General features: G+C 68.6%; 21 protein-coding genes and 2 pseudogenes. 13 read left to right on the top strand and 10 right to left on the bottom strand.

Features of this window, described 5'->3' with window-relative positions:
- Window positions 1–9: 9 nt before the first annotated feature.
- The 3 genes from KGQ19_RS06910 to KGQ19_RS06900 all read left to right on the top strand — a co-directional run bounded on the left by KGQ19_RS06910 (window position 10) and on the right by KGQ19_RS06900 (window position 2,967).
- Window positions 10–1,467: a CynX/NimT family MFS transporter gene (locus tag KGQ19_RS06910; RefSeq protein ID WP_212008238.1), complete on the top strand. Its 1,458-nt coding sequence runs from the start codon at window positions 10–12 to the stop codon at window positions 1,465–1,467.
- A 12-nt stretch (window positions 1,468–1,479) separates the two neighbouring features.
- Complete coding sequence (locus KGQ19_RS06905; protein ID WP_212008237.1) at window positions 1,480–2,184, top strand: FadR/GntR family transcriptional regulator; 705 nt, start codon at window positions 1,480–1,482, stop codon at window positions 2,182–2,184.
- Window positions 2,185–2,307: 123 nt separating this feature from the next.
- Window positions 2,308–2,967 (top strand): DUF1707 SHOCT-like domain-containing protein, encoded by a 660-nt coding sequence (locus KGQ19_RS06900; protein ID WP_212008236.1) that lies wholly within the window; start codon window positions 2,308–2,310, stop codon window positions 2,965–2,967.
- Window positions 2,968–3,059: 92 nt separating this feature from the next.
- On the opposite strand, the gene KGQ19_RS06895 is transcribed toward KGQ19_RS06900, so the two are convergent.
- From KGQ19_RS06895 to abmR, 3 genes are all read right to left on the bottom strand, one after another.
- Window positions 3,060–3,428, bottom strand: a complete 369-nt coding sequence (locus KGQ19_RS06895) for a YbjQ family protein (protein WP_212008235.1) — start codon at window positions 3,426–3,428, stop codon at window positions 3,060–3,062.
- 37 nt (window positions 3,429–3,465) lie between these two features.
- Window positions 3,466–4,476 (bottom strand): NAD-dependent epimerase/dehydratase family protein, encoded by a 1,011-nt coding sequence (locus tag KGQ19_RS06890; RefSeq protein WP_212008234.1) that lies wholly within the window; start codon window positions 4,474–4,476, stop codon window positions 3,466–3,468.
- 134 nt (window positions 4,477–4,610) lie between these two features.
- Window positions 4,611–5,174: an ATP-binding transcription factor AbmR gene (gene abmR, locus KGQ19_RS06885; RefSeq protein WP_212008233.1), complete on the bottom strand. Its 564-nt coding sequence runs from the start codon at window positions 5,172–5,174 to the stop codon at window positions 4,611–4,613.
- A 634-nt stretch (window positions 5,175–5,808) separates the two neighbouring features.
- Between abmR and KGQ19_RS06880 the strand changes: the two genes are divergently transcribed.
- Window positions 5,809–6,309, top strand: a complete 501-nt coding sequence (locus tag KGQ19_RS06880; RefSeq protein WP_194900123.1) for a SigE family RNA polymerase sigma factor — start codon at window positions 5,809–5,811, stop codon at window positions 6,307–6,309.
- 40 nt (window positions 6,310–6,349) lie between these two features.
- The gene (locus KGQ19_RS06875; RefSeq protein WP_212008231.1) at window positions 6,350–7,276 is read left to right on the top strand and encodes a hypothetical protein; all 927 of its coding nucleotides are present in this window, start codon (window positions 6,350–6,352) and stop codon (window positions 7,274–7,276) included.
- Here the strand turns inward: KGQ19_RS06875 and KGQ19_RS06870 are convergent.
- On the bottom strand, window positions 7,273–9,411 hold the full coding sequence (locus KGQ19_RS06870; RefSeq protein ID WP_212008230.1) for a thioredoxin domain-containing protein: 2,139 nt from the start codon (window positions 9,409–9,411) through the stop codon (window positions 7,273–7,275). The two genes, KGQ19_RS06875 and KGQ19_RS06870, sit on opposite strands and share 4 nt — an antisense overlap.
- Window positions 9,412–9,716: 305 nt before the next feature.
- On the opposite strand from KGQ19_RS06870, the gene KGQ19_RS06865 reads away from it, so the two are divergent.
- Window positions 9,717–10,109 (top strand): restriction system modified-DNA reader domain-containing protein, encoded by a 393-nt coding sequence (locus KGQ19_RS06865; protein ID WP_212008229.1) that lies wholly within the window; start codon window positions 9,717–9,719, stop codon window positions 10,107–10,109.
- Between the two features lie 108 nt (window positions 10,110–10,217).
- Entirely contained in the window at window positions 10,218–11,354 is a 1,137-nt protein-coding gene (locus KGQ19_RS06860; RefSeq protein ID WP_212008228.1) for a Fic family protein, read from the top strand.
- A gap of 65 nt (window positions 11,355–11,419) precedes the next feature.
- On the opposite strand, the pseudogene KGQ19_RS52585 reads toward KGQ19_RS06860, so the two are convergent.
- Window positions 11,420–11,602 (bottom strand): annotated as a pseudogene (locus KGQ19_RS52585) (DUF255 domain-containing protein); the annotation flags it as partial.
- Window positions 11,603–11,824: 222 nt separating this feature from the next.
- On the opposite strand from KGQ19_RS52585, the gene KGQ19_RS06845 reads away from it, so the two are divergent.
- From KGQ19_RS06845 to KGQ19_RS06835, 3 genes are all read left to right on the top strand, one after another.
- Window positions 11,825–13,096: an ATP-binding protein gene (locus KGQ19_RS06845; protein WP_212008226.1), complete on the top strand. Its 1,272-nt coding sequence runs from the start codon at window positions 11,825–11,827 to the stop codon at window positions 13,094–13,096.
- 27 nt (window positions 13,097–13,123) lie between these two features.
- Entirely contained in the window at window positions 13,124–13,750 is a 627-nt protein-coding gene (locus KGQ19_RS06840) for a DUF7711 family protein (RefSeq protein WP_212008225.1), read from the top strand.
- A 147-nt stretch (window positions 13,751–13,897) separates the two neighbouring features.
- A complete protein-coding gene (locus tag KGQ19_RS06835; protein WP_212008224.1) occupies window positions 13,898–14,221 on the top strand; it encodes a hypothetical protein in 324 nt (107 codons plus the stop codon).
- Between the two features lie 142 nt (window positions 14,222–14,363).
- Here KGQ19_RS06835 and KGQ19_RS06830 read toward each other — a convergent pair.
- From KGQ19_RS06830 to KGQ19_RS06820, 3 genes and pseudogenes are all read right to left on the bottom strand, one after another.
- A pseudogene (locus KGQ19_RS06830) lies at window positions 14,364–14,567 on the bottom strand (DUF255 domain-containing protein); the annotation flags it as partial.
- 74 nt (window positions 14,568–14,641) lie between these two features.
- Window positions 14,642–15,028, bottom strand: coding sequence for a MerR family transcriptional regulator (locus KGQ19_RS06825; protein WP_212008222.1), 387 nt, complete (start codon window positions 15,026–15,028; stop codon window positions 14,642–14,644).
- Between the two features lie 142 nt (window positions 15,029–15,170).
- Window positions 15,171–15,719 carry an RDD family protein gene (locus KGQ19_RS06820; RefSeq protein WP_212008221.1) on the bottom strand — a complete coding sequence of 183 codons (549 nt, stop codon included), beginning with the start codon at window positions 15,717–15,719 and terminating at the stop codon, window positions 15,171–15,173.
- 560 nt (window positions 15,720–16,279) lie between these two features.
- Between KGQ19_RS06820 and KGQ19_RS06815 the strand changes: the two genes are divergently transcribed.
- Window positions 16,280–17,380 carry a YncE family protein gene (locus KGQ19_RS06815; RefSeq protein ID WP_212008220.1) on the top strand — a complete coding sequence of 367 codons (1,101 nt, stop codon included), beginning with the start codon at window positions 16,280–16,282 and terminating at the stop codon, window positions 17,378–17,380.
- A 101-nt stretch (window positions 17,381–17,481) separates the two neighbouring features.
- Here KGQ19_RS06815 and KGQ19_RS06810 read toward each other — a convergent pair whose 3' ends face one another.
- On the bottom strand, window positions 17,482–19,968 hold the full coding sequence (locus KGQ19_RS06810; protein WP_368862064.1) for an SdrD B-like domain-containing protein: 2,487 nt from the start codon (window positions 19,966–19,968) through the stop codon (window positions 17,482–17,484).
- A gap of 319 nt (window positions 19,969–20,287) precedes the next feature.
- Here KGQ19_RS06810 and KGQ19_RS06805 point away from each other — a divergent pair, with 319 nt between their 5' ends.
- On the top strand, window positions 20,288–21,070 hold the full coding sequence (locus tag KGQ19_RS06805) for a hypothetical protein (protein ID WP_212008218.1): 783 nt from the start codon (window positions 20,288–20,290) through the stop codon (window positions 21,068–21,070).
- 34 nt (window positions 21,071–21,104) lie between these two features.
- Here the strand turns inward: KGQ19_RS06805 and KGQ19_RS06800 are convergent, their stop codons facing one another.
- The gene (locus KGQ19_RS06800; RefSeq protein ID WP_368862061.1) at window positions 21,105–22,445 is read right to left on the bottom strand and encodes a right-handed parallel beta-helix repeat-containing protein; all 1,341 of its coding nucleotides are present in this window, start codon (window positions 22,443–22,445) and stop codon (window positions 21,105–21,107) included.
- Window positions 22,446–22,521: 76 nt separating this feature from the next.
- Here KGQ19_RS06800 and KGQ19_RS06795 point away from each other — a divergent pair, with 76 nt between their 5' ends.
- Window positions 22,522–23,763, top strand: coding sequence for a Dyp-type peroxidase (locus KGQ19_RS06795; protein ID WP_212008216.1), 1,242 nt, complete (start codon window positions 22,522–22,524; stop codon window positions 23,761–23,763).

Below are 23,763 nucleotides of genomic sequence, written 5' to 3'. Positions count from 1 at the left end.
ATCGGACGCATGACGATATCGCTCGAGCGGCCCGGCGCGTCCCGGGGCAAGCACCGCCGCACCGGCCACGACGGCCACGACGGTCCCGCCGAGCTCGTCGAAAGCCTTGAGACCGCGGGAGCCGTCAAAAGCGCGGGAGCCCTCGAAAGCACCGGGGCTCTCAAAACCACCGGAGCCCTCGAAACCATCGAGCGCCTCGGCGAGCCCACCGAACCGGCCGAACCCGGGGAACGCGACCAGCAGCGCCTGGCCGGCGGCGCGCTGATCCTGGCCGGGATCATCCTGGTCGCGGCCAACCTGCGGCTCGGCGTCTCCTCCACCGGCCCGCTGCTGGACCAGCTCCGCGACCGCCTGCACCTCGGGGCCGGCGTCGTCACCCTGCTCCCCACGCTCTGGGTCGTGATCTTCGCCTTCGCCGGTCCCGCCGGCTCCTGGCTGGCCCGGCGGCACGGCGCCGGATCCGTCCTGGCCGCGAGCCTGGCGGTCCTGGTCGCCGGCTCCGCGGTCCGCGGCATCCCGGACGTCCCGGGCCTGCTGGCCGGTTCGGTCCTGGCCGGCATCGGCATCGCGCTGGGCAACGTCCTGCTGCCGGTCGTGGTGCGCACCTACTTCCCGCACCGGATCGGCGCCATCACCGGCATCTACTCCACGATGATCGCCCTGGGCTCGACCGTCGCCGCGGGTATCGCCGTCCCGCTGTCCGACACCCTCGGCGGCCCGTCCGGCGGCCTGGAGTTCTGGACGATCCCGGCCCTGGCCGGTCTGGCGCTGTGGATGGCCAGCCACCCGCACCGCCGCCGCCACGACCGCACGGTCAGCACCGCCGCGCAGGCGCCGCACATCCCGCTGAAGTCGCTGGCCAAGTCCAAGCTGGCCTGGGCCATGACCGTCGCCTTCGGGCTGCAGAGCATGTCCGGCTACGTGGTCATGGGCTGGATCCCGAGCGTGCTGCACGACCACGGCATGTCCTCGGCCGCCGCCGGCACCGTGCTGAGCGTGACGTTCGCGGTCAACGCGCCGCTGTCGTTCATCGTGCCGCTGACCGCCGCCCGGCTGCGCAGCCAGCGGCTGCTGGCCATGTCCCTCGGCGTGGTCTTCGCGCTCGGCTTCGGCACCCTGATCGTCGCCCCGGGCTCGCTGGCCTACCTGGCCGCGGTCCTGATCGGCGTCGGCATGGCCGCCTTCCCCCTGGTACTGACGATGATCGGGCTGCGCGGCGGCACCCCGGCCGGCACCGCGGCGCTGTCCGCGTTCTCCCAGTCGGCCGGCTATCTCATCGCCGCGATGGGCCCGATCATGTTCGGCATCCTGGGCCACGCGCTGCACAGCTGGACCGTCCCGCTGGCCATCATGGTGGTCGTGGTGCTGGCCCAGGGAGTGGTCGCGGCCTACGTGGGGTCACCCAAGCGCGGCACATTGATCAGCGAGTCCGGGGACTCCGACTCGATGGCCCCGGCCGCGAACTGAAAGACTGCCGTCGTGGCGAACGGACTCACCGGCATCCAGCGCGGCTCCCTGGTCGACGAAGTCATCGACAAGCTCCGCGAACAGATCAGCAGCGGCGCCTGGCCCGTGGACGCCCGCATCCCCACCGAACCGGAGCTGGTCGAGGCCCTGAACGTGGGGCGCGGCACGGTCCGCGAAGCGGTGCGGGCGCTGGCGCACGCCGGGTTGCTGGAGGTGCGCCGCGGTGACGGGACGTACGTCCGGGCCCGAAGCGAGCTCTCCGGTGCGCTGCGCCGCGAGATCCAGGCCACGACGCACGACCACGTGCAGGAAGTCCGCCGCGCCATCGAGGTCGAGGCCGCGCGGCTGGCCGCCGGCCGGGCCGACGCCGCCGACCTCGACGCGTGCTCGGACGCCCTGGCCGCCCGCGACGTCGCGGCGCGCAAGGTCGAGAAGGCCAGCCCGGGCGACACCTCGTGGGTCGACGAGTGGGTCGAGGCGGACGCGCACTTCCACACCGCGATGGTCGCCGCCGCCGGGAACCCCCTGCTGCTCGACCTCTATCTGGAGATCGGCAGCGCGCTGCGCACTGTTCTGTACGACCGGGCGCTGCGCACCGACTTCGACCGGTTCCTCGTCGCCGGGCACAGCACCCTGCTGGACGCCGTGCGCGCCGGGGACCCCGAGGCGGCCGTGCGGGAGGCCTCGCTGAACGTCGAGACAAGCGCTGAAGAGTAGGCGACGCCTCAGATCCGGGCCTCGCCACTCCGCTGAGGCCGCCGGCCCCGTCAAGCCCACCGACCTCGCCGAGCCTGCCGCCGACAAGCCCCTCCCACGATCGCCCCGCGTATAGTGCACAAGGTGAGCGTGCCCGCAGCTTTTCCGGCCAACGATCCCCACAACACCATGCGCGCCTCCGACGCCGACCGGGACCGCGTGGCCGAAGCCCTCCGGGAGGCCTACGCCGAGGGCCGTCTGGACGTCGAAGAGCACAACGAGCGCCTGGACCGCACGTACCAGGCCAAGACCCTCGGCGAACTGACGCCGTTGCTGTCGGACCTGCCGCAGCGCCACACCCACACCGCGTCCCCCGTGCCGGGCCCGGGCGGCCCGATTCCGACGATGCCCGCCGAGTACGCGCCGGGCTCCAGCGTCACCGCGGTCTTCGCCGAGCAGAAGCGCGGCGGACGCTGGCTGGTGCCGTCCCAGACCACCGCCGCGGCGATCTTCGGCCAGGTCACGATCGACCTGCGGGAGGCGGTGCTGACCCAGCGCGAGGTGGTCATCGTCGCGAACGCGGTGTTCGGCTCGATCGAGATCAAGGTGCCGCACGGCGTCGTGGTGCGGGACGAGGGCACCGCGGTCTTCGGGTCGCGCAGCGGCTCGGACCGCAACGCCGCCGGCGACGTGCCGATCACCCCGGACTCGCCGGTCGTGGTGCTGCGCGGGATCGCGTTGTTCGGCGAGGTCTCGGTGCGGTATCCCAAGCCGAAGAAGCTCGGCAAGTTCCTCGGGCGTTAGCCCTTCCAGGCCGGTTCTTGGCCCTGGCCCTGACCCTGACCCTGACCCTGACCCTGACCCTGGCCCTGGAGCACTGGTCTCTGGCTCTGCCTCTAGCCCTGGTTGAGCGGACTGGCCACGCACGCGGTCCCGTAAGCACAGATCTCAGTCCCGAGCTCACCCGGCGAGGTCTCGAACCGCATCGCCAGCACGGCGTTCCCGCCCCGGTTCGCAGCTTCCTCGGTCAGCCGGGCCATCGCCTCCATCCGGCTGTCGACGAGCATCTTCGTCTGCCCCTTCAGCTCGCCGCCCTTCAGCGACTTCATCGCCGACCCGAACGAGCTGCCGATGTTGCGCGCGCGGACCGTCAGCCCGAAGCACTCGCCCAACACCCGTTCGATCCGGAAGCCGGGCAGGTCGTTCATCGTGCTCACCATCACGCTGTTCGCAGGGTCCTGGCCGCCGCTGTAGTCAGTACTCATAGCACCAAGCTTGGGCACCGGCCGCGCGAACGGCGCGCTAGGCGAGCGAATGGGTTAGCGCGAACTCCGCCATCCCGTCGGCGAAGCCGACCCCCGGCCGCCAGCCGAGTTCGTCGCGGATCCGGGCGCTGGACGCCGTGATGTGCCGGACGTCCCCGAGCCGGTAGCCGCCGGTCACCACCGGCGCCGGACCGGCCATCGCGCGCGCCAGTTCGGCGGCCATCTCCCCGACGGTGCGCGGCGTTCCGCTGCCGACGTTGTAGGCTCGCAGCTCACTGGTCCCGCGTCCGGCCGCCTCGAAAGCCCACTCCAGCGCCGCCACGTTCGCGGTAGCGACGTCCCGTACGTGCACGAAATCCCGCCGCTGGCCGCCGTCCTCGAACACCGCCGGCGCCTCGCCCCGCAGCAGGGCCGAGCGGAACAGTGCCGCGACTCCCGCGTAGGGCGTATCGCGCGGCAGCCGGGGGCCGTAGACGTTGTGATAGCGCAGGGCCACGGCCCGGACGCCGTCGGCCAGCCGCACCCACGAAGCCGCCAGGTGCTCGGTCATCACTTTCGAGGCGGCGTAAACGTTGCGTGGGTCCAGCGGTGCGTCCTCACCGACCAGACCGGGGGCCAGCGGCTCTGCGCAGATCGGGCACGGCGGTTCGAAGGACCCTGCGATCAGATCGTCCTCGCGGCGCGGGCCGGGACGGACCCAGCCGTGCTCGGGACACTCGTACCGGCCTTCGCCGTAGACGACCATGGACGAGGCGAAGACCAGCGCCCGCACTCCCGTCTCGGCCATCCCGGCCAACAGGATAGACGTCCCGAAGCCGTTGTGGGACACGTAATCCGGCGCGTCGGCGACCGTCCGGTCCAGGCCGACCTTCGCCGCCTGATGGCAGACCGCGTCCACCCCTCGCAGTGCCCTGCGGACCTCGTCGGCCTCCCGCACGTCGGCGCCGTCCACCAGGTCCAACGTCTGGACCTCGTGCCCGGCCGCCGTCAGCGCCTCGACGACGTGCGACCCGATGAACCCGGCGGAACCGGTGACCAGAACCCTCATGCCGCCGACGCTAGACGCCGAAAGCGGCGCCGCACCCCATGCGACGCCGCTGTTCAGCGAACCGTAATGAGCTGCCCCCAAGGCGGCAGCGCGCGCCGTGGAACTCCCCCGATGTCTAGCCCCGACCCAGGAGACTAGGCGTCCCCGTGCCCGCCGTCGTCCGCCTGTCCGCCATCACGGTCCGGCCCGGTTTCCCGGACCTCCTCGACCTTGCGCATCGCGTCCCGCAGGTCGCCGACCCAGTCGCCGGCGTGCTTCTCCACGAGCCGTACGCACCAGGCCAGCGCCTCGCTCCTACTGCGCGCCACACCGCCGTCCACCAAGGTGTCCAGCAACGCGCGCTCGGGCTGCTTCAGCCGGGTCATCACCGGCACGGACAGGTGCGTGTACAACCGCCCCTGGTCCCCGCACCGCACGCCCCAGGAGACCTTGCGCCTGAACTTGTGCTCCGCGTCCCGGGCCACGGCCATCCGCGCCTCGCGTGTGCGCTCCCGGAACTCCTTGATGCGGCCTTCGACGGCGGCGGCCTTCTCCGCCTCCGAAGCGCCTTCGGCATATGTGGGCTCCGGTATCCGCCCGACCACCGTGATCTCCTCACGGTCGACGGTGACCTCCGGCGCGCCCTCGAACAGGTCCTCCGGCAGCCGTCCCGTGAACCACCCTCGCGTCTTCTCGATCAGTTCTTCCCGTGTACTCATGTATCCACGATTACACGATTACATCGACTGCGACAGGTTCCCGGGGACACGACTGAGGGCCGGGCGTTCGCCATCAGCGAACGCCCGGCCCTGCCCCCTGGTCCCCCCAGGGAGGTCTGCGAGACCTGTGTCGATCAGTGTGCGCGCCACACGCGCGGCTTCACCGCAATCTCCAGTTCCTTCTAGCCCTTCAGTCCTTTCACCAGCCAGCGCGGGTACCGGCACCCGTCCACACACGGGACGCCGTTGACCCTCGCGACGACTTCTCGAAGGTTTCTCTCAGTGACCGTCTCTCCGTGACCGTCTCTCTGTGAATTTGTCTATTTATCTATGCCGGGTCGATCTTGGACGACTCGAGCGTCGCACCGCCCTCGTCGTCGCCACTCGTCGCGGCGTCTCGGGCCGGGCCACACCCCGGTTCCGTACGGCATGAGTGGTTCTCGTGGCATCGTTCTGAACGCGTTCATCGGCGCCAGCTGCCTGTTCCGGCGCCGGGCTCCAATGTAGGCGCGGGGCACCAGAGGCCTGATCCGTCAGGCGACGTAGAAATACGCATTGAAGTGTCTGTAACACGGACCGCAGGCCCGGCGTCGGTACGGGTGGAATGTTCGACGAGGGAAGCGCGGGGTGGCCCATGGCGAAGCACGACGATGAGTTCCTGGAGTTCGCCTCGGCGCGGACCCCACACCTGTTCCGTACCGCGTACCTGATGAGCGGGGACTGGCACCAAGCCGAGGACCTGGTCCAGGAGACGCTGGGCAAGGTCTACGCGGTGTGGGGGCGCAAGCGGCGCATCGAGAACCCGGACGCCTACGCGCAGACCGTGCTGACCCGGACGTTCATCTCGGCCCGGCGCAAGCGCAGCTCCCGGGAGCTGCCCTCGTCCCGGCTGCCGGAGGCCGAGTTCCACGAGGCGGACGCCTCCCTGCGCGTGACCTTGCTGGAGGGCCTGGCGGCCCTGCCTGCCAAGGACCGCGCCGTGCTGGTCCTGCGGTTCTGGGAGGACCGCAGCGTCGAGGAGGTGGCGCACATCATGGGCGCCAGCTCCGGCGCGGTGCGCACCCGCACCAACCGGGCCCTGGCCCGGCTGCGGGGCTCGCTGGGTGATCTGCTTCCGGATCTCGCCCTCACCTGAGAATCAGCACCCTGTGGCTCCGAGAAAGAAGGAAGCTGACATGCCTGAAGACTTGGCCGGTGTCATGCGCACCGCGATGCAGGACCTGCACCCCAACGTCGGCGAGCTGACCGCCGGCGGTATCGAGCGGGGGGTGCGCAAGCGCCGCACCCGCCGCATCTCCCAGATCTCCGGCGCGACGCTCGGCGTGGCCGCGGTGTTCGGCGCGGTGGCGATGATCGTCCCCGGCCACGGCGGCGACGGCGGTTCGGGGACGAGCGTCTCGGCCGGATCGGCCGCCTTGTCGCACAGTTCCTCAGACGACGGCGCGCTCGCCGCGCCGACGTCCCCCGCGGCTGGCGCGCCGGGCGACCCGAGCAGCCCGGGCACCCCAACCACCCCGACCACCCCGGCCGCGCCGCCGGTGAGCGGCGACGACATGGTGACGTGGCTGGAGCAGACGTTGCAGCCGTACCACTTCAGCGACGAGAAAGTGCTGTACAAGGCCGGGACGGGCGATGCCGGCGGGCCCTTCGCCACCCTGCGGGTCAGCTACCCGGCCGGGGTCGGCAGCGTCTCGCTGGTCGTCAACCGCGAGCCCTGGCAGGACCCGAACGGCTCGCTGCCGCCGTACTTCTCCGTACAGAACCTGCCCGACGGCTCGCACCTGGAGATATTCAACGGGCCCGAGTGGCCGGCGGGAAACGGCGACCCGACCTCGAAGCGGATCGAAGTCTCCTGGTACCGCACCGACGGCATCATGGTCGACTTCCAGGTCCTCAACCAGGCCCAGGAGAAGGGCGGCACCACCGCCTCGGCGCTGCCGCTGACGGTGGATCAGACGACGAAGGTCGTGCAGTCGCCGGTGTGGAACAAGGCGATCGCGTCGGTGCCCCCTTCGCCGGCGCTGCATGTGCCCAGCGCGGGCAAGGGGAGTGATTCGCAGCAGAAGGCTGGTCACCCAGCCTCCAGCTCCGGCAAGAACTAGCGCAGCTGTACCGCCAGCTCTGAGAGGACTGTCGTCGGGGTCTGACATACGAAGCCACGGCAGACGTACGCGGCCGGTTCACCGTTGATGGTGGGCCGGCCGCTGAGCAGTTCCGGGAGGCTTTCGCCGGCCGCCGTCCCGACCGGCGGGGTCACCGCGATGACCAGGCCCGGGGCGTTGCTGGCGAAGACGATCTGGTGCAGGGCGCGGAAGGCCTGGCTGCTGGGGGATTCGTCGGCGCTGCCGGCTGCGTCGGTGCCGTCGCCCTGAGCTGTCCTCTCGCCCTTGTCCGTCCCAGCGCCGTTTGACGTCCCCGACGTCCCCGCACCCCACTCGCCCACGATCGCCACCTCACGCGGCCCGTCCGCCACGGCCTCGGCGACCGCCAGCCCCCAGCCCGCGAACCTCGGCGCCTTCTCGGCCAGCGCACCGGTGAAGCGCAGCGCCTGCTCCGCGGCCTCGCGATGGCGTCCCGAACCGGTAAGCGCGGCGTAGGTCAGCAGGGCACCGGCCGCGGCGGAGGTACCGGCGGGCGAGGCGTTGTCGGTCGGATCCGCCGGCCGGAAGATCAGGGCCTCGGCATCGGCGGCGGTGTCATAGAAGAGGCCTGATTCATCGCGGAACTCGTCGAGGACGACGTCCAACAACCGGCCCGCGAACGCGAACCAGCGCGGCTCGCCGGTCACCCCGTACAGCGCGAGAAGGCCCTCGGCGACGTTGGCGTAGTCCTCCAGCACGCCCGGATTCTGGCTGCCCGCAACGCCGTCGCGCGAGGTGCGCGTCAGCCGTCCCGCCTTGTCGTCCCAGTGGACGCGCTCCAGCATCTCAGCAGTCTGTCGCGCCGCCGCCACCAACTCCGGCCGCCCGGTCAACGCCCCGGCCTCGGCCAACGCCGCCACCGCGAGCCCGTTCCACGCCGCCACGACCTTGTCGTCCCGGCCCGGCGCCGTGCGCTGGTCGCGGCGCGCCTCGAACAGCCGACCGCGCACGCGCTCAAACCGGCCCACATCATCAGGCTCCTGCAACAGTTGCAGGACGGACAGGCCGTGCTCGAAGGTGCCCTCGGCCGTCACATTGAAGACTTCCGCGGCCCAGGCCCCGTCCTCCTCACCGAGGACATCGACCAACTGATCGGCGTCCCAGGCGTAGAACTTGCCCTCGACCCCGTCCGTGTCGGCGTCGAGCGAGGAGGCGAACCCACCGCCCGCGCCTCCCAGCCACAGCTCCCGCAGCATCCAGTCGGCGGTCTGGCCGACGACACGCAACGCCACCGCGTCACCGGTCGCCCGACGCAGATGCAGGTAGGCGCGGAGAAGCAGGGCATTGTCATACAGCATCTTCTCGAAGTGCGGCACCACCCACGCATTGTCCACGGAGTAGCGCGCGAACCCCCCGCCGAGCTGGTCGTAGATGCCGCCCCGCGCCATCGCCTCACACGTCCGCAACACCATCGCGAGCGCGTCCACATCCCCGGTCCGCGCATGATGCCGCAGCAACTGCTCCAACGTCATCGACGGCGGAAACTTCGGCGCACCCCCGAACCCGCCCCGCTCGGCATCGAACTCCCGCAACAAAACCCCAACCGCACCACCCAACACCCCGGCATCCGGCACCCCATCCGCCCCAGCCACGATCCGCGCATTGTGCGCCAACTCCGCAACCAGCCCATCCCCGGCCCGCACCACATCGTCCCGGATATCACCCCAGGCACGATCCACGGCCACCAACAACTGCCGGAACGAAGGCAACCCATGCCGAGCCACCGGCGGATAGTACGTGCCGGCCTGAAAAGGCTTCCCCTCCGGCGTGGCGAACACCGTCATCGGCCACCCCCCACCCCCCGTCATCGCCTGCGTAGCCGCCATATAGACGGCATCCACATCAGGCCGCTCCTCCCGATCCACCTTCACACACACGTACTTCTCATTCATCAACGCCGCGATCGCCTCATCCTCGAAGCTCTCGTGCGCCATCACATGGCACCAGTGGCACGCGGCGTAGCCGATGGAGATGAGGAGTGGAACATCCCGGCGCCGCGCCTCGGCGAACGCCTCATCGCCCCATTGGTACCAGTCGACGGGGTTGTCGGCGTGCTGGAGGAGGTAGGGGGAAGTGGCGTTCGCGAGCCGGTTCATGAGGTCAATCCTCGCATGACCCTTCAACACCACCCTGGCCTTCGACACATGAAGACACCGAGCCGTTTCGCACTTTCCGCGGCCATGGCGTGGGCAAGACGGGCGCTCGTCGCGGGCTTCGCTCGATGCCCCGCCACCCGCGTGTGACGAGGACTAGCTAGCGCCAACGCTTCGACCGCCTTGAGCCGATCCATCGCAGACGACCATTCACCCCTCGTCAGCGAATCGCGTGAGCCTTGACGTACCCTTGCAAGCTTGCCATCGTTAACCTTCAAAGGGTAGAGGAACCAAGGAAGGCGCTGAGCATGGCTCGAAGGAAGATCGAGATCGACGATGAGGTCTGGGCAAGCCTGCAGGCACTCGCGATCCCGTTCACTGATCGCGACCCCAACGACGTGCTGCGGCGAGTGCTTCTGAGCCGGCCCCCGACACCGACGGCTCCGGCAAAACCGGGCGTTCTCCTTCCCCTGCTGAAGTCAGGAGCACTACGCCCTGGAGACCGGTTGGTCCACCACCAGCCTCGCAAGAAGCGAACGTTCTACGCCGAGGTCACCGATGACGGGTGCCTACAGATCGATGACGGGCGCAGGTTCGCGGAACCTTCGCCGGCCTTGAAGGCGTACGTCGGCCGTGAGGCAAGTGGGCCACGAGAATGGGTGCTCGAACGTACCGGCCAGCGCCTCGGAGATCTCGTCTAGGCGGCCACTCCGCCGGCCGACTACGGCCATCCCGGCATCCCGAGTCCTCGCAGGTTCTGGAATCGAGCCTAGTTTGACGCAATGATTGCGTCAAACTATCATTGATGCATGCTGTACCCGACACCCAAGCTCGACGCCGATGACCAGCGTGTACTCGGCGAGATCGACCGTGCCCGGGACAGATTGAAGCACCAAGTAGCCTCCTCGCCCTCGAGGTGGACAGCAGGACTGCGGAAGTTCCTCACGGCTGACGCAGTGGCGGCGTCGAACTCCATCGAAGGCTTCAAAGTCTCCACAGTCGACGTCGAAGACCTGCTCGACGGCGAGCGTGACGTTGACGTCTCCGAAGACGACCGCCAGGAGACACTCGCTTACCAACAGATGATGACGTACGTCCAAGCTCTGCATGATTCGGGCGACTTCAGCTACAGCAAGGGCCTCCTCAACGGGCTGCACTGGATGCTGCAAGGCCACCGACACAGCAATCGGAAGCCAGCCGGGCAGTGGCGTCGCGGACCCGTCTACGTCACTGATGCCCGCGACCCCAGCATCGCCGCCTATACAGCTCCGGACGCGGCGGATATCCCCGGTCTCATGTATGAACTCGTCGATTGGCTGAACGGGGACGACCACAGCCATCCCCTTGTACGGGCGGCGATGGCACACCTGGACCTGGTTTCGATCCATCCCTGGGCCGATGGCAACGGGCGCATGTCACGGTCACTGCAGACACTGATGATCGCACGCGAAGGCGTTCTCGCCCCCGAATTCTCGTCCATCGAGGCGTGGTTGGGACGACCTGGCAATACCTGGGAGTACTACCGCGAGCTTGCACGCCGTGGTGCCGAGTACCTTCCGGATCAGGACGTCTCCAGCTGGCTTCGCTTCAACCTCACGGCTTACCACCAGCAAGCTCAAACGGTACAAGGCCGGCTCGACCGTTCAGGGCGAGTGTGGACCGAGTTGTCGGACTTCGCAGCGGGCACGGGCCGCGACGATCGGATTGTGTCCGCCCTCCATGACGTGGCGATGGCCGGCCGAGTCCGTCGTTCCCGCTATGAGCACGCCGAAAATCTCAGCACGCAGCAGGCCCAACGTGATCTACGAGATCTGGTAACAGCTGAAGTACTCGAACCCGTCGGTCGCACACGCGCCCGCTACTACACGGCCGGCACACGGTTCCCCGAACAAACGCTTCGCATTGCTCGCACGCCTATGACCCTGTCCGATCCATATTCCCACTGACGACAACACGGCCGAGAATCGACCTACCAAGCGGTTCTCCACCGAACCAACTAGTCCACTTAACGCATCAGGTGGCACCAGTGGCACGCGGCGTACCCGATGGACAGCAGAATCGGCACATCTCTGCGCCGCGCCTCCTCGAACACCTCTTCGCCCCATGGTCACCAATCGACTGGGTTATCGGCGTGCTGGAGCAGATAAGGCGAGGTCGCGGTAGCCAGTCGGTTCACGGTCCCAGCCTCCCGCATGCGAGCCAGACGGGACACGATTCTGTCGCGCCTCCGACCGACGGCGACCTGCCGACTCCTGGGCCATGACGTGCCGAGCAGCAGCCGACCCCTGGCACGGTCGCGACAGTTCGGAAGATCGGACGTCCGACAATTCTGGGAAATTTGTTTCGGTAGTTCTGGGATTCAGTGGCCGCGAAAGTGCTAGCTTGGGACCCGCAGATCACCGATCCGAGGAGCACCGTGGCCGAGCAGCGACTGATCGCCCGGCAGCTTCAGCCCGTCCTTGCGGAATTGCTTGCCGACGAACCGGTGGTGGTTCTGACCGGGGCACGCACCGTCGGCAAGAGCACGCTCCTGGCCGCCTGCGCCGAAGCCGAAGGGGTGCAGATCCTGGATCTCGACGATCTCCCGACCAGGCGGGCTGTCGCCGCGGATCCGGAGTTGTTCGTCGCGGCCGACCGACCGGCCCCGGTCTGCATCGACGAGTTCCAGCACGTCCCGCAGCTTCTCGACGCCATCAAGGCCGAGCTGAACAAAGACCTGCGCGCGGGACGGTTCATACTGACCGGATCCACCCGGTACGGATCCCTCCCCGCCACGGGTCAGTCGCTGACCGGCCGAGCCCATGTCGTCACCATGTGGCCGCTGTCCCAAGGCGAGATCACAGGAGTCAGGGAAACCGCCCTCGACGCCCTGATCAACGATCCCGCCTCGCTCGTCGTCAGCGATCCCGCCACAACCACGCGCAGTGACTACGAGCAGGTCATTCTCGCCGGCGGATTCCCGCTCGCACTGGCCCGCGACCCTGGACGCTCTCGCGACCGCTGGTTCCGTGATTTCGTGACGCTGGTCATCGAGCGGGACGTCCTGGAGATCCGCAAGGTCCGCCAACGCCAGGTACTTCCTCAGATTCTGCGCAGGCTCGCCGACCAAACCGGACAAGTGATCAACGTCGCGAACATCGCCGATGCCGTGGGGCTGGATGCCACGACAGTCAAGGACTACCTGGGGCTCTTGGAGGCTGTCTTCCTCATCCACCGCCTAGAACCGTTCACTCGCTCAGCCGCGAACCGCGCGATCCGCAGCGCGAAGGCCCATGTCGTAGACACGGGACTCGCCGCTCATCTCATCGGCCTCACCTCGCAGAAGCTGTCGAGTCGGCTGCCCGCGGCCCTGACCCAGTTCGGCCACCTCGTTGAGACATTCGCTGTGAACGAACTGATGAAGCAAGCAGGGTGGGCGGAGCAGGAGGTCGCGTTCTCCCATTTCCGCACGCGTGACCACCAGGAAGTCGACCTTGTCATCGAGACCGCCGCAGGCTCCGTGGCCGCAATCGAAGTCAAGGCGTCCGGCACCGTGACCGGAAGCGACTTCGCTGGACTGCGGCTGCTACGGGACAGGCTCGGCAGCGCCTTCGTCGGCGGGGCGGTCGTCAATCTCGGCCAGCGGTCGTACACCTACGAGGACCGCCTGCACGTTCTTCCACTCGAACGCTTTTGGTCGCTGAGTTAGTTGCATGCTTGTTCCAGGAGGTTCGCCATGCACCACAACACCGCCGTTCGACGGCTGCGCACCATCGCCGAGGATTGCGACAAGGCCAGCTCGCTCCTTACCGGCGAGGACGGGCTTTTCGCCGTATACGCCTTCGGGCCTGTACTCGATCATCCCGGTGAGGATCTCGACGACGTGAACGTCGTTCTCGTGATGGGACTACCCGCCGCGGAGCTTCCCTGGGGTGTCGAGCCACCGGGCTGCACCTCACTGGCTCACATGCTCAGGCTGGACAAGGCGCCGGTCCTGAGGCTGTGGCGGCCGGCGGAGTGGCCGGTGGCCAACCATGAGATCCGCAGGCCCATGCTCATCTGGTCGCGTGAGGACGGAGTCCAGACGCCCGCGCTCGACGCTCTGGCCGAACGGCGCGCTGAGCCCTTCCGGCTCGCGGATGCCGATGACGACGTCGCAGCCGAACAGATCTCCCGCGAACTCAAGTTGTCGACGGCGCACCTTCGCGCAATCCGTGACCGCTGGGACGATATCGCCTGGAGGCGTTCGCATAGTCGCAATGGCCGGTACCCGGAGGATCATCTGTGGCAAGCGGTCGACGGATTTCTCGATCTGCTCGACGCTTCGGCATCGACCACTCGCTCACTGGAGGACAACCGATGAGCGAGTATCAGTACTACGAGTTTCTCACTCTGGACAGGCCTTTAACCGACGGCGAGTACGAGTGAGGGCAGGCGTTGTCGGGACGAACTGTCTGCAGGGGACCTGCGTCCGCTCTACCTGGCCTGGCTGGCCGGCGTCTCCTACATCTTGGACGAATACGAGGACGACCAGTCAGATGGCGGTCAAGAAGACGACTATGGCATCGAGCCACCTGTTCCGGCGGGCCTCGCGCAGCTGACAGCGCCCCAGCGTGCGGTGGCAGACTTCCTTCGCGTGAATCAAGACCTGCTGAAGGCCGCAGCAGAGGCATCGGCGCCGATAGTCGATAAGCCTGCCGCCGATCAGGACGCTGCCATGGAAGCCTGGATCAGCGGGCTCACCGAGAAGCAGAAGGACGACGCCCGCTGTCCGATTGCTCATCGATCTCGCCGAGATCAGTCGCCGCCGCGGTCGATCCGCACAGTTCGCTGAAAGGCTTGCGGAGCTGCGCTCGACTCATCACCGCAAACCGACCCTCATCGAACGGCTGGACGCCGCCAACTTGCCGTGAACTCGCGGCGAATCAGGGGCTGACCAGGCCGAACGAAGCATTTCGCGACTAGTGTACTTAGCGCATCGGTTGGCACCAGTGGCACGCGGCATACCCGATGGAGATGAGGAGGGGGACGTCGCGCCGGCGAGCTTCCGCGAACGCCTCGTCGCCCCATTGGTGCCAGTCCACCGGGTTGTCGGCGTGCTGGAGGAGGTAGGGCGAGGTCGCGGTAGCCAATCGGTTCACGGTGCCAGCCTCCCACGCCCCATCTGTCCGGATCGTCATCCCACGCAATCCGCACTACACGCCGACTCGCCGACTCGCCGACTTGTGCGTCATGACGTGATGAGACGTGACCGTCAGAGAACCTTCTCGGCGAATCTCCCACCTCCACCAGCGCGAGCCCAGCGTCGGCGTGGATCGTCTTCTCCGGACTCCGCGATCCGCTTCCGACGCTGCTTCAGCTCCCTGACCTGCTGCTGCGTCTCCGCGTCGATCGACACGATCGACGCCGCGAACTCATCCGTGCCGGCTGCCATCAGCTGCTCGATCCGCGCCGGCGGGATGCCCGTGTCCGACAGGGTCTTGATCCTCACGAGGGCGAGGACGAGGATCGCGTCGGGTGTGTAGCGTCGGTAGCCCGAGAGATCGTGCTCGGATTCGGGCAGCAGACCCCTCTGGTGGTAGTGCCGGATGGCCCGGTTCGTCACGCCCAGGTAGCTCGCGACCTGGCCGATCGTCGGCATCCGCCTTGAACGCACACGAAAACGGCCCCGCCGACCAGGTACTCCCGCACCCGGCCCACGAGGCCGCTCCGCGTCATAAGCGCTACGTCGTACGCGCCGCGTGCTATGCGCTGCCCCCTCCGCGCCTAGGCGGAGACGGCGGCTAGCCCTGCCAGTTGTCCAGCACCTTGTTCGGGTCGTGGAGCACGACCGTGCTGCCGACCATGTCCATCAGGGACTTGTGCTGCTTGTTGCTCAAGAAGAGGATGAACGAGACGAGGCCCGTGATGGCTCCCAGGATTCCCTGGGCGAGGCCGCCGACGATGTCGCGCAGGGCCATCGTGCCCCAGCCTGCCACGCGGCCGTTGGCCGGGGTCCAGCAGCGCATGCCGAGGACCTGCTGTGTCGGGCCGCGGCCCTTGCTCCAGGAGACCAGGCCCCAGATGAGGTACCCGACGCCGAGGGTGACCACGACCAGGAGGATGGACAGGAAGTAGGCGCCGATGCGGCGGCCGACGCTGGCGAGCTCGACTCCCTGCGGGAGGATGAGCTCCGAGGTCGGGTCGTAGTACATGCCCGGCGGCACGTTCTGCTGCGGCGTCCCGTATCCGTAGCCCGCAGGAATGGGCGGCGCCTGCGGCATGCCCTGGTAGCCCGGGGAGTACTGCTGTCCGCCGGGCTGGGGCGCGTCCGGGTACTGCGGCTGAGTCATCGATGAGTCTCTTTCTCCATAGGCCGCGTCGACCCCGCCTATGGCGTGACCCCCGCAGTCCATCCGGATTAGTGGTGGATTGCTTCCGACTGTTGTGTTTGCCGGGGCCCGACAGTCCCAGTGATGCTCAGCACGCATGTCTGATCGACAAGGTGACCGCATAACCCCCGGCGCACCAGTGTGCCGAACTGCGCAAACGCGCGCTACCCCTTCGACGAAGGTTAATTGCGCGGGCGGGTAGCGAGGTAACTCCAGTGGCGCGCCAGGCACCCTGCGGAGTCAGGAGCGGGACGCCTCGTCGCCGGGTCTCCGTGCGCACGTCAGCACCACAGATTCAGCCCGTGCGGCCACCGGCGGAACCACGCCGACGGCCACCCCGACAGCGGGGTTTCCCCTCGAACAAGTCTTCGATAAATCGCTGTCGTTATCAGCACCCTGCGACTAAACTGGTTCCGCAAGGGAACGTCGACACGCTGCGCCCGCCCGCAGCAAAGGGGCAGGTCAAGCCGTGCTTGGCCGTCGAGCGCAGCACCATCCGAACGGAAGGAACCGAGTCCGTCTTGCGTAGCCGACTCAAGTCCGCAGGAGCCCTGGGAGCCGCCACCGCGGCCGTCCTCGTCACCATGGCCGGCCCGGCTGGGGCCGCCGCCCACGCCGCCGGCGCCACCACCAGCACCACCAGCACCACCAGCACCACCGCCGCCTCCGTCCCCACCGCCAATCCGACGAGCGCGACGGTCCTGTCCCTGACCGGCTTCTCCTCCATCGCCGCCGACTCCACCCACCACCAGGTCTTCGTCTCCGGCGTGGGTTCCGACCCGGTCGCGGTCACCGACTTCGCCGGCAAGCCGCTCACCACGCTGCCCGCCCTCGACGGCGCCGACGCGCTGGCCCTGTCGCGGCAGGACGGCATCCTCTACGCGGCGATCGGCGGCACCGACGAGATCGCCGCGGTCAACACCGCCACGCTGCAAGAGGTCGCCGTCTACTTCACCGGGACCGGGCACGATCCCCAGCACCTGGCCGTCGTCGGCAACGACATCTGGTTCAGCTACGGCAGTACGGGCAGCGCCGGGATAGGGGTGCTCGACCCCGGAGCGCTGACCGTCGGCACCACCGCCGAATCAGCCTTCTACTACGCTCCGGTACTCGCCGCCTCGCCCAGCGCGCCGAACACCCTGGTCGCGGGCAACGCGGGCATCAGCCCGTCCGTCATCGAGTCCTTCGACGTCACCTCCGGCGCGCCCGTGGTGCTGGCCACGTCCAATCCCTGGACGCAGTCGGACGGCTGCGAGAACCTTCGGCAGCTGGCGATCACCGCCGGCGGCAAGGACGTGGTCGCGGCCTGCGGCGCGCCGTACTACGGCAGCCAGCTGACGCTGAACACGATGACCGAGGACGCCACCTACCAGACCGGCGCCTACCCGTCCGCCGTCGCCGTCGCCCCCGCGAGCGGCACGATCGCGGTCGGCCTGGAGTCCGATTCCTCGGTCGACCTGTTCACGCCCGGCGTCTCGAACCCGACCAGCACCTACAAGCTCGGCGGCTTCAGCGTCTACGACCTGGCCTGGGACCGTTCCGGCGACACCCTGTTCGCCGTCACGTCCACTGCGACCCCGCAGTCGTCCGCCCCGACGCTGAACGTCATCAACGTCCCCTGATTCTCATCAACGTCCCCTGATTCCCAGAGCCGCCGACGGGCAAAAGCCCGCGCCGCCCGCACTTTCAAAGTGCGGGCGGCGCGGACCTCTACAACCGGGAATCAGTGTCGGCCGACCTGCCGATGCCGACTCCCCCAAGCGATCGCGGCACCCGCACAAAGCAGCAGGACGCTGATGGTGATCACTTCGGGCAGTGCGTCGCTCACACCAGTCTTCGCCAACGTCCCCGAGCTCGACTCGGTCGGGGTGGTCGGCGTGGTCGACGGCGTGGTCGGGATCGTCGAGCGCGTGGACGACGGCGATGTCGTCGGCGGCGCCGAGGAAGAAGACGACGACGAGGTCGACGGCGGCGGGCTCGACGGCGGGACCGGCGGCGGGATGTAGACGCCCGCGTCGATCGTGTGGTCGACCCCACCGGGGTTGGCCGGTGCCGTCACCGGGGCGAACCCGTCACACAGCTGCCCGGTCGTGGGCGGCACGACGTTGGAGTCGTGCGCCCGGTCGTTGCCGGCCAGCGGGAGTGTGAAGCGCAGGTCGGTGGCCGCCGGTCGGCTGGGGACGTTGTCCGTCTTGGCGGTGCACACGTCGAACTCCACCGTGTACTTCGCGCCGGGAGTGAGCTGGTACGCCGCCCCCACCCCGCCGAAGTAATACTCGCCGGCCTTGTCCGTCGTGGTGGTCGCCACCTGCTTTCCATTGGCGTCCAACAGGTTCACCGTGGCGTCGTACAGCGGGACCTCGTTGGTGCTGTGCGGGTCCTGGATGCCGTTGTGGTCGCCGTCGAACCAGACGTAGTTGCCGATCTGGATCGGGGCGTTGGCCGCGGTGTAGGCGATGTCGCCGAGGCCGCCGGCCTTGCCGAAGGCGTTGTCGTTCGGGCCGATGAACTGGTAGCCGTTCGCCGGATCGTTCTGGCCGGGACCGACGCCGGTCTTCACGTCGTAGTAGCCCAGGCCGTCGGAGCTGACCTGCAAGGCCGGGTCGAGTTCGGTGCTGACGACCCATTCCTGTTGCGGGACGTAGGCCACCGAGCCCTGGGACGCGTCCTCGTGCTCGCCCTGACCGGTGTGGTTCGGGTCGAAGAAGTCGCCGGGGAAGTACTGCACGACGCCGGCCGGCTTGTGGCCGTCATTGGCATACGTGGCGTTGTTGGGGCAGTCGCCGGTCCCCTCCCAGTCATAGCCGTTCGGCGCGGAGCAGGCCATGTCGATGGCGCCGCCGGACATGCCCTGTTCCGGGGTGTTGTTCCCCGGCCGCGGGTCGAGGCCGCCGGCGCCGATGACGTCCATGAACCGGTCGCGGAACCCGAGGATCATCGAGCCGTCCCGGGTGAAGGCCAGGCTGGCCAGCTCCGGTTGCGGATCGATGTACACGTTGGAGTAGCCGAAACGCTGGTCCCAGGTCGACAGGCTGGTGTTCCACGGGTTCCAGTGGTCGGAGTGCGCGGTGGAGACCCCGTTGATGACCTGGCCCCGCTGGTAGTCGAGCCCCTGGGTCAGCACCTTGCTGAAACTGGAGCCGTCATATGTGTACACGACGGCCTTGAGGTCGCTGCGCTGCTGAGTGCTCTCGGCGTCGCACACGCCGCCGATGTACAGCTTGCCATCATGCGCGCTGACAGCGAACGGCCGCCAGTCGCTATCCGCCGCGCACCCGGGGTCGGGGATCGACACGGTCGCCAAAGGCGCCGAAGCCGTCTTACCGGTCGCGTCGAAGCTCACCAGAGAGCGCGTGTTCAGGTTCACCGCGTACAGCGTCTTGCCGTCCTCGGACAGCGCGACACCGCCGACGCTCTCCTTACCCGGTACGTCCACGAACGCCGGGTCCTTGCGCATGTCGACCAGCAGGCCGTGGCCGGTCGGCGCGGCGTCGGGCACCCTGGCGAACAGCTGCGGAGCAGACGAGCCGTCGGTCGGCGTCGTGTAAATCGCGCCGCCTCCGTCAGGACCGTAGACGGTATAGCGCTTCGCGAAAGCGCTCTGGAAGATGCGGCTCTGGTACTTGTCGTACGCCAAGCCCCACGTGGTCCCGACCTCAGATTGCGTGTTGAGGGTCGTGGGGCAGTTCGTCGGCGGCTTGCAGGTATCGCGCGCCGCGGGATCGACCGCGACCAGCGCATGGCCGTCGGGGTCGCTCGGAGCGCCGCTCGTCGTCACGGCGGGCGTCTGCACCGGGACGTAGTACTTGTGGTCCGACGTCGTGTAGTCCGCCGGGTTCCACACGCCGGTGATGACCGAAGCCTTCTTGCCCTCGGTCACGTCGACGAACGTGGTGAAGCTGTCGAAGTGGTTGGTCTGCGTGGAGGCCGGAGCCGCCCGCAGGTAGTTCAGCGATTGCGGGACGGTCACGTCGACCCGGTACTGTCCGCCGACCAGATCGGTCGAGGCCGGCACCACGAACTTGCCGGTCGCGTCGGTGATCCCGATGACGTGGTGCCCCGCCGCGTCAGCGACATCGACGCTCATGCCTTGTTGCGGCGTGTCCATCGTGGCGTTGATGACGCCGGTCCCGAAGAAGTCCCGGAGCACCTGGACCGTCACGGACCCGTCGGAGGAGTCCGCGCTGGCCGCCGGGGCCCCGCTCGCCATCGCCCCGGTGGCGCCACCCACCGCCAACGCAGTCGCCAGTCCCACCCGGGCCAGCCGCCCGACTCCCTGCGCGGCTGGCCGTACCCGTTTTCTGCCGGCTTCGCTCATGCCCGATATCCTTTTGTCAGGGTACTGATGCAATGGTTCGAGGCGCCCGGCCCGTGGCCGAGCGGGTACGCGCACCGGTGCCGGCGGGTGCCGCGGAACCACCACAGTGAATCAGAGCATTGTATCGCTCGGGCCCTGAAAACGCCTTGCGAACAGGTGTTTCATGGCGAACCGAGCACGCCGCGCACCCGGGTGCCCGTAAGGTACGGCCATGCCAAAACCACGAGAAGTGCCGCCGCCGGCGCCCACCGGGCGGCGCGTTCCGCGGGCCCGTTGGCTCATCGCGGGGGGCTGCGTTGCGGCGGTCGCGGCGGCCGGCGTCATCGTGGTCGCGGCGAGCGGCTCCGGGACCAGCACGAAGACCAGGGTCCTGACTTCTGACGAAGCGAACCGGTTGGCCATCACCCGGTTCCGCAACTACGAGACCGGCGGCCGGGCGGTGACGATCAGCGTACCCGGCGACGCCGGCGGCCTGGTCATCACCGGGTCGGTCGACTACCGCGCCAAGCTCGGCTACGGCGTCGTGCACGGCACCGGACGCGACACGTCCAGCGACGGGCTCATCGAGTGGACGGCCACATCAGTGCTCGTCGATCCGATGCCGAGCGCCCCCGCCACCGCCCCGGCGACACCGCCGGCCACCGGCTGGTACAGCCGCCAGCTCCAGCAGACCGGCAGTTCGCTGGACAGCTCGCTGGCCATCGCGTTGAACCTGGGCAGCGACCGGCCGGACAACGCGCAGCTGTTGCCGCAGAACGGCGCGATGTGGGTCGGCCTGGACAAGATCGCCGGACATCAGGTCACGGTGATGACCGGCCCGACCGCGCAGAGCGGGTCCGGATCGGGGCTGACGGGGACGGTCCGCTACTGGGTCGGCCAGGACGGCACCATGTACCGGGTCCAGGCCGCGGTGGCGTCCTCGACGCAGCCCGCTGTCATCGAGTTCGACACACAGAAGTACGCGCCGGTCCCGGTCATCACGGCTGGCCAGTAGGCCTGTCACGTAAGCCCGTCGTCCAAAGCGAGATTCAGGAAGCCTGTACCAAGGCCGTAGCCGCCAGGAGCGACGCCGTCGGCACCTGAATACCGGCCGGGTCCGGCATCGTCGGCGTGGCCGGGACGACGGTGGCCGGCGCGCCGGCGGCGTTCGGGAACTGCGGCTGGACCGGCGGGGCGGCCACGGTGGTGAACGGGATCCCGGCCGGCGGGGTCGGTGCGCTCCACGTGCCGGACGGGGACTGCGTCTGGTGGGTGGCCGGACAGGCCGCGGTCTTGGTCAGCCCGGACGGGTTCGTGGCCAGGCCGGTGCCGCTCACGCAGTTGCCCTGGCCCACGGTCGCGTTCGGGAAGGTCCAGCCGACGTCCAGACCGTTGCCCGCGAAGACGTCGTCCAGGATCTGGTTGTCGTTCGGCGGGACGTCCTGGGTCGCGGTGATCTCCAGACCGGCGTTGACGTTGCCGGTGACCCGGTTGTGCAGGAACTGGTTGGAGCTGCCGCCGTCGATGCCGATGCCGATCCCCCAACCGCCGTCGGCCTGTTCGGGCGTCGCGGCCTGCTGATTGGCCGCGACCAGGTTGCCCGCCACGACCGCGCCCTGCTGCGGCAGCAGCTTCTCCTGGTGGTCGGAGTCGGTGGTCAGGCCGACGCGGTTGCCGACCAGGCGGTTGCCCACGACGTACATGTCGTTGCTGGCGTTGGTGCCCTCGTAGCCGACCGCGTTGAGCTCGGCGATGTTGTCCCGCACCACGATGTGGCACGGCTTGCACTGGCCGACGTAGATGCCCGAGTCGGCGCCGCCCGAGGTGTATGAGTCCTCGATGACGCCGTTCTGTGCGGAGAACGCGTAGATGCCGTAGAGGCCGTTGCGAGTCGCCGTCACGTAGGACACCAGGAACGAATTCAGGAAGTTGACCGGCTCGCTGCCGGTGTCGTAGTCGCCGCCGGACTCCGGCGACCCGGCGGCCGCCCGGGCCGAACCGGTGACCAGCACACCGTTCTGGGTGTTGTTCTCGACGGTCAGGTTCTCCACCGCGACCCCGGGCGCGGTGACCACGACACCGTCCGCCTGTTGCAGCTGCCCGTCGATGACGACCTTGTCCCGCGATTCGCCACGCAGCGTGATCTGAGGTGTCTTGATCTTCACCGTCTCGTGGTAGACGCCCGGCGCGACCAAGACGAGGTCTCCGGGCTCGGCCAGTGCCACCGCGGCGGAGATCGTCGGCGCGTCCGCCGGCACCTGGATGGTCACGTTGCTCCCGGCCGGGCGGTGACCCTGGCCGGCGGGATGACTCGCACCACTGCCGCACGCGGCCGTCGCCAACGTCAGGACACCCAGCACCGCGCTCCCGCGCAAACCCAAATGTGGCACGGCTCAGTCTGGCACGAACGATGGACTCAGGACTCGGATTCACTACCGGGCGGACGGATATGGCAGTCTCTACGCTGTGCGCCGAGCCGATCAGCAACCGTCCCGCCGCGCCTTCCTCGGTACGGCCGGGGCCGTGGTGGCCGTCGGCGGTGCCGCGGGGTGCGATGCACATTCGCAGTCTCACGCGGCGTCTGACACGTCGCAGGCCCAGGCTCAGGCCCACGCTCAGGCACAGAGCACTCCCGCTGACACGTCGGTGCCGCCGACCGGCCGCTATCAGGCCGGCGTCATCGTTCCGCAGCCGGCGCAGCCGAATCTGCTGGCTGTCGTCGCAGACATCGATGACGAGGCCGCGGTCGGGCCGTTGCTGGCCGAGCTGGGCAAGACAGTGCTCGCACTCACTGCGGGGACCGAGCCACGGCTGCTGGGTCTGGCCCCCGGGGACCTGACCATCACGGTCGGCGTGGGACCCGGTGTGGTGCGGAAGGCATCGGCAGCCGGGGCTGCCAGCACCAACAACACCGACGCAAGCGCCAACGCCAACGCCGCCCTGCCCGGCTCGGCCGACCTCCCGCAGTTCTCGCGCGAAGAGATCGTCCCGCAGGCCCGCGGCGGCGATCTGCTGATCCAGCTGTGCGCCGGCGACACGCTGGTACTGCCGGTCGCGGCCGCCGCGCTACTGGACCAGGCCGGGGCCCGGGTCACCGAACGCTGGCGCCAGTCCGCCCGCCGCGGCCCGAACACCCCCGTGGCGCCGGGCCGCGCCGCGCCGCGCAACCTGCTCGGCTTCATCGACGGCATCATCGGCCCCACCACGACCGCCGAGCAGCAGAGCGACCTGTGGCTGGCCGGACCCGCACCGGTCGCCGGCGGCACCATCGCGGTCGTCCGCCGCATGGAGCTGGACCTGACGCGCTTCGCCGCACTGTCCGTCCCGGAACAGGAAGCGGTCTTCGGCCGCCGACGCGCCACCGGCGTCCCCCTGTCCGGCGGCACGATCGCCAGCAACCCCGACCTCGGCGCCAAAACCCCCGACGGCCGCTACCTCATCCCCGCCGACGCCCACGCCCGCCGCGCGCACGCGAACGTGGTCGGCGTCGGCCTCATGCTGCGCCGGTCTTACAGCATCGACGACCCGAAGCCCGGCCTGCTGTTCATCTCCTTCCAGAACGATCTGCACACCTTCACCGCCACCCTCACGCACATGGACGACTCCGACGCGCTGCTGGCGTTCACCACGACCACGGCCAGCGCGACGTTCTTGATCCTGCCGGGGTTCGACGCGGAGCACGCCTTGGGATCGACGCTGTTCGGCTGA

Origin of the sequence: Catenulispora pinistramenti (assembly GCF_018274385.1) — a bacterium.
Classification (GTDB): Bacteria; Actinomycetota; Actinomycetes; order Streptomycetales; family Catenulisporaceae; genus Catenulispora; species Catenulispora pinistramenti.
This window is presented reverse-complemented; position numbering and strand designations above follow the sequence as displayed.

Coding starts and splice junctions, on each gene's coding strand:
- KGQ19_RS06820 (WP_212008221.1), bottom strand. CDS start 15,719: ATGACTCAGCCGCAGTACCCGGACGCGCCCCAGCCCGGCGGACAGCAG.
- abmR (WP_212008233.1), bottom strand. CDS start 5,174: ATGAGTACACGGGAAGAACTGATCGAGAAGACGCGAGGGTGGTTCACG.
- KGQ19_RS06910 (WP_212008238.1), top strand. CDS start 10: ATGACGATATCGCTCGAGCGGCCCGGCGCGTCCCGGGGCAAGCACCGC.
- KGQ19_RS06865 (WP_212008229.1), top strand. CDS start 9,717: ATGGCTCGAAGGAAGATCGAGATCGACGATGAGGTCTGGGCAAGCCTG.
- KGQ19_RS06880 (WP_194900123.1), top strand. CDS start 5,809: ATGGCGAAGCACGACGATGAGTTCCTGGAGTTCGCCTCGGCGCGGACC.
- KGQ19_RS06890 (WP_212008234.1), bottom strand. CDS start 4,476: ATGAGGGTTCTGGTCACCGGTTCCGCCGGGTTCATCGGGTCGCACGTC.
- KGQ19_RS06875 (WP_212008231.1), top strand. CDS start 6,350: ATGCCTGAAGACTTGGCCGGTGTCATGCGCACCGCGATGCAGGACCTG.
- KGQ19_RS06825 (WP_212008222.1), bottom strand. CDS start 15,028: ATGCCGACGATCGGCCAGGTCGCGAGCTACCTGGGCGTGACGAACCGG.
- KGQ19_RS06895 (WP_212008235.1), bottom strand. CDS start 3,428: ATGAGTACTGACTACAGCGGCGGCCAGGACCCTGCGAACAGCGTGATG.
- KGQ19_RS06810 (WP_368862064.1), bottom strand. CDS start 19,968: ATGGCGAGCGGGGCCCCGGCGGCCAGCGCGGACTCCTCCGACGGGTCC.
- KGQ19_RS06860 (WP_212008228.1), top strand. CDS start 10,218: ATGCTGTACCCGACACCCAAGCTCGACGCCGATGACCAGCGTGTACTC.
- KGQ19_RS06805 (WP_212008218.1), top strand. CDS start 20,288: ATGCCAAAACCACGAGAAGTGCCGCCGCCGGCGCCCACCGGGCGGCGC.
- KGQ19_RS06840 (WP_212008225.1), top strand. CDS start 13,124: ATGCACCACAACACCGCCGTTCGACGGCTGCGCACCATCGCCGAGGAT.
- KGQ19_RS06870 (WP_212008230.1), bottom strand. CDS start 9,411: ATGAACCGGCTCGCGAACGCCACTTCCCCCTACCTCCTCCAGCACGCC.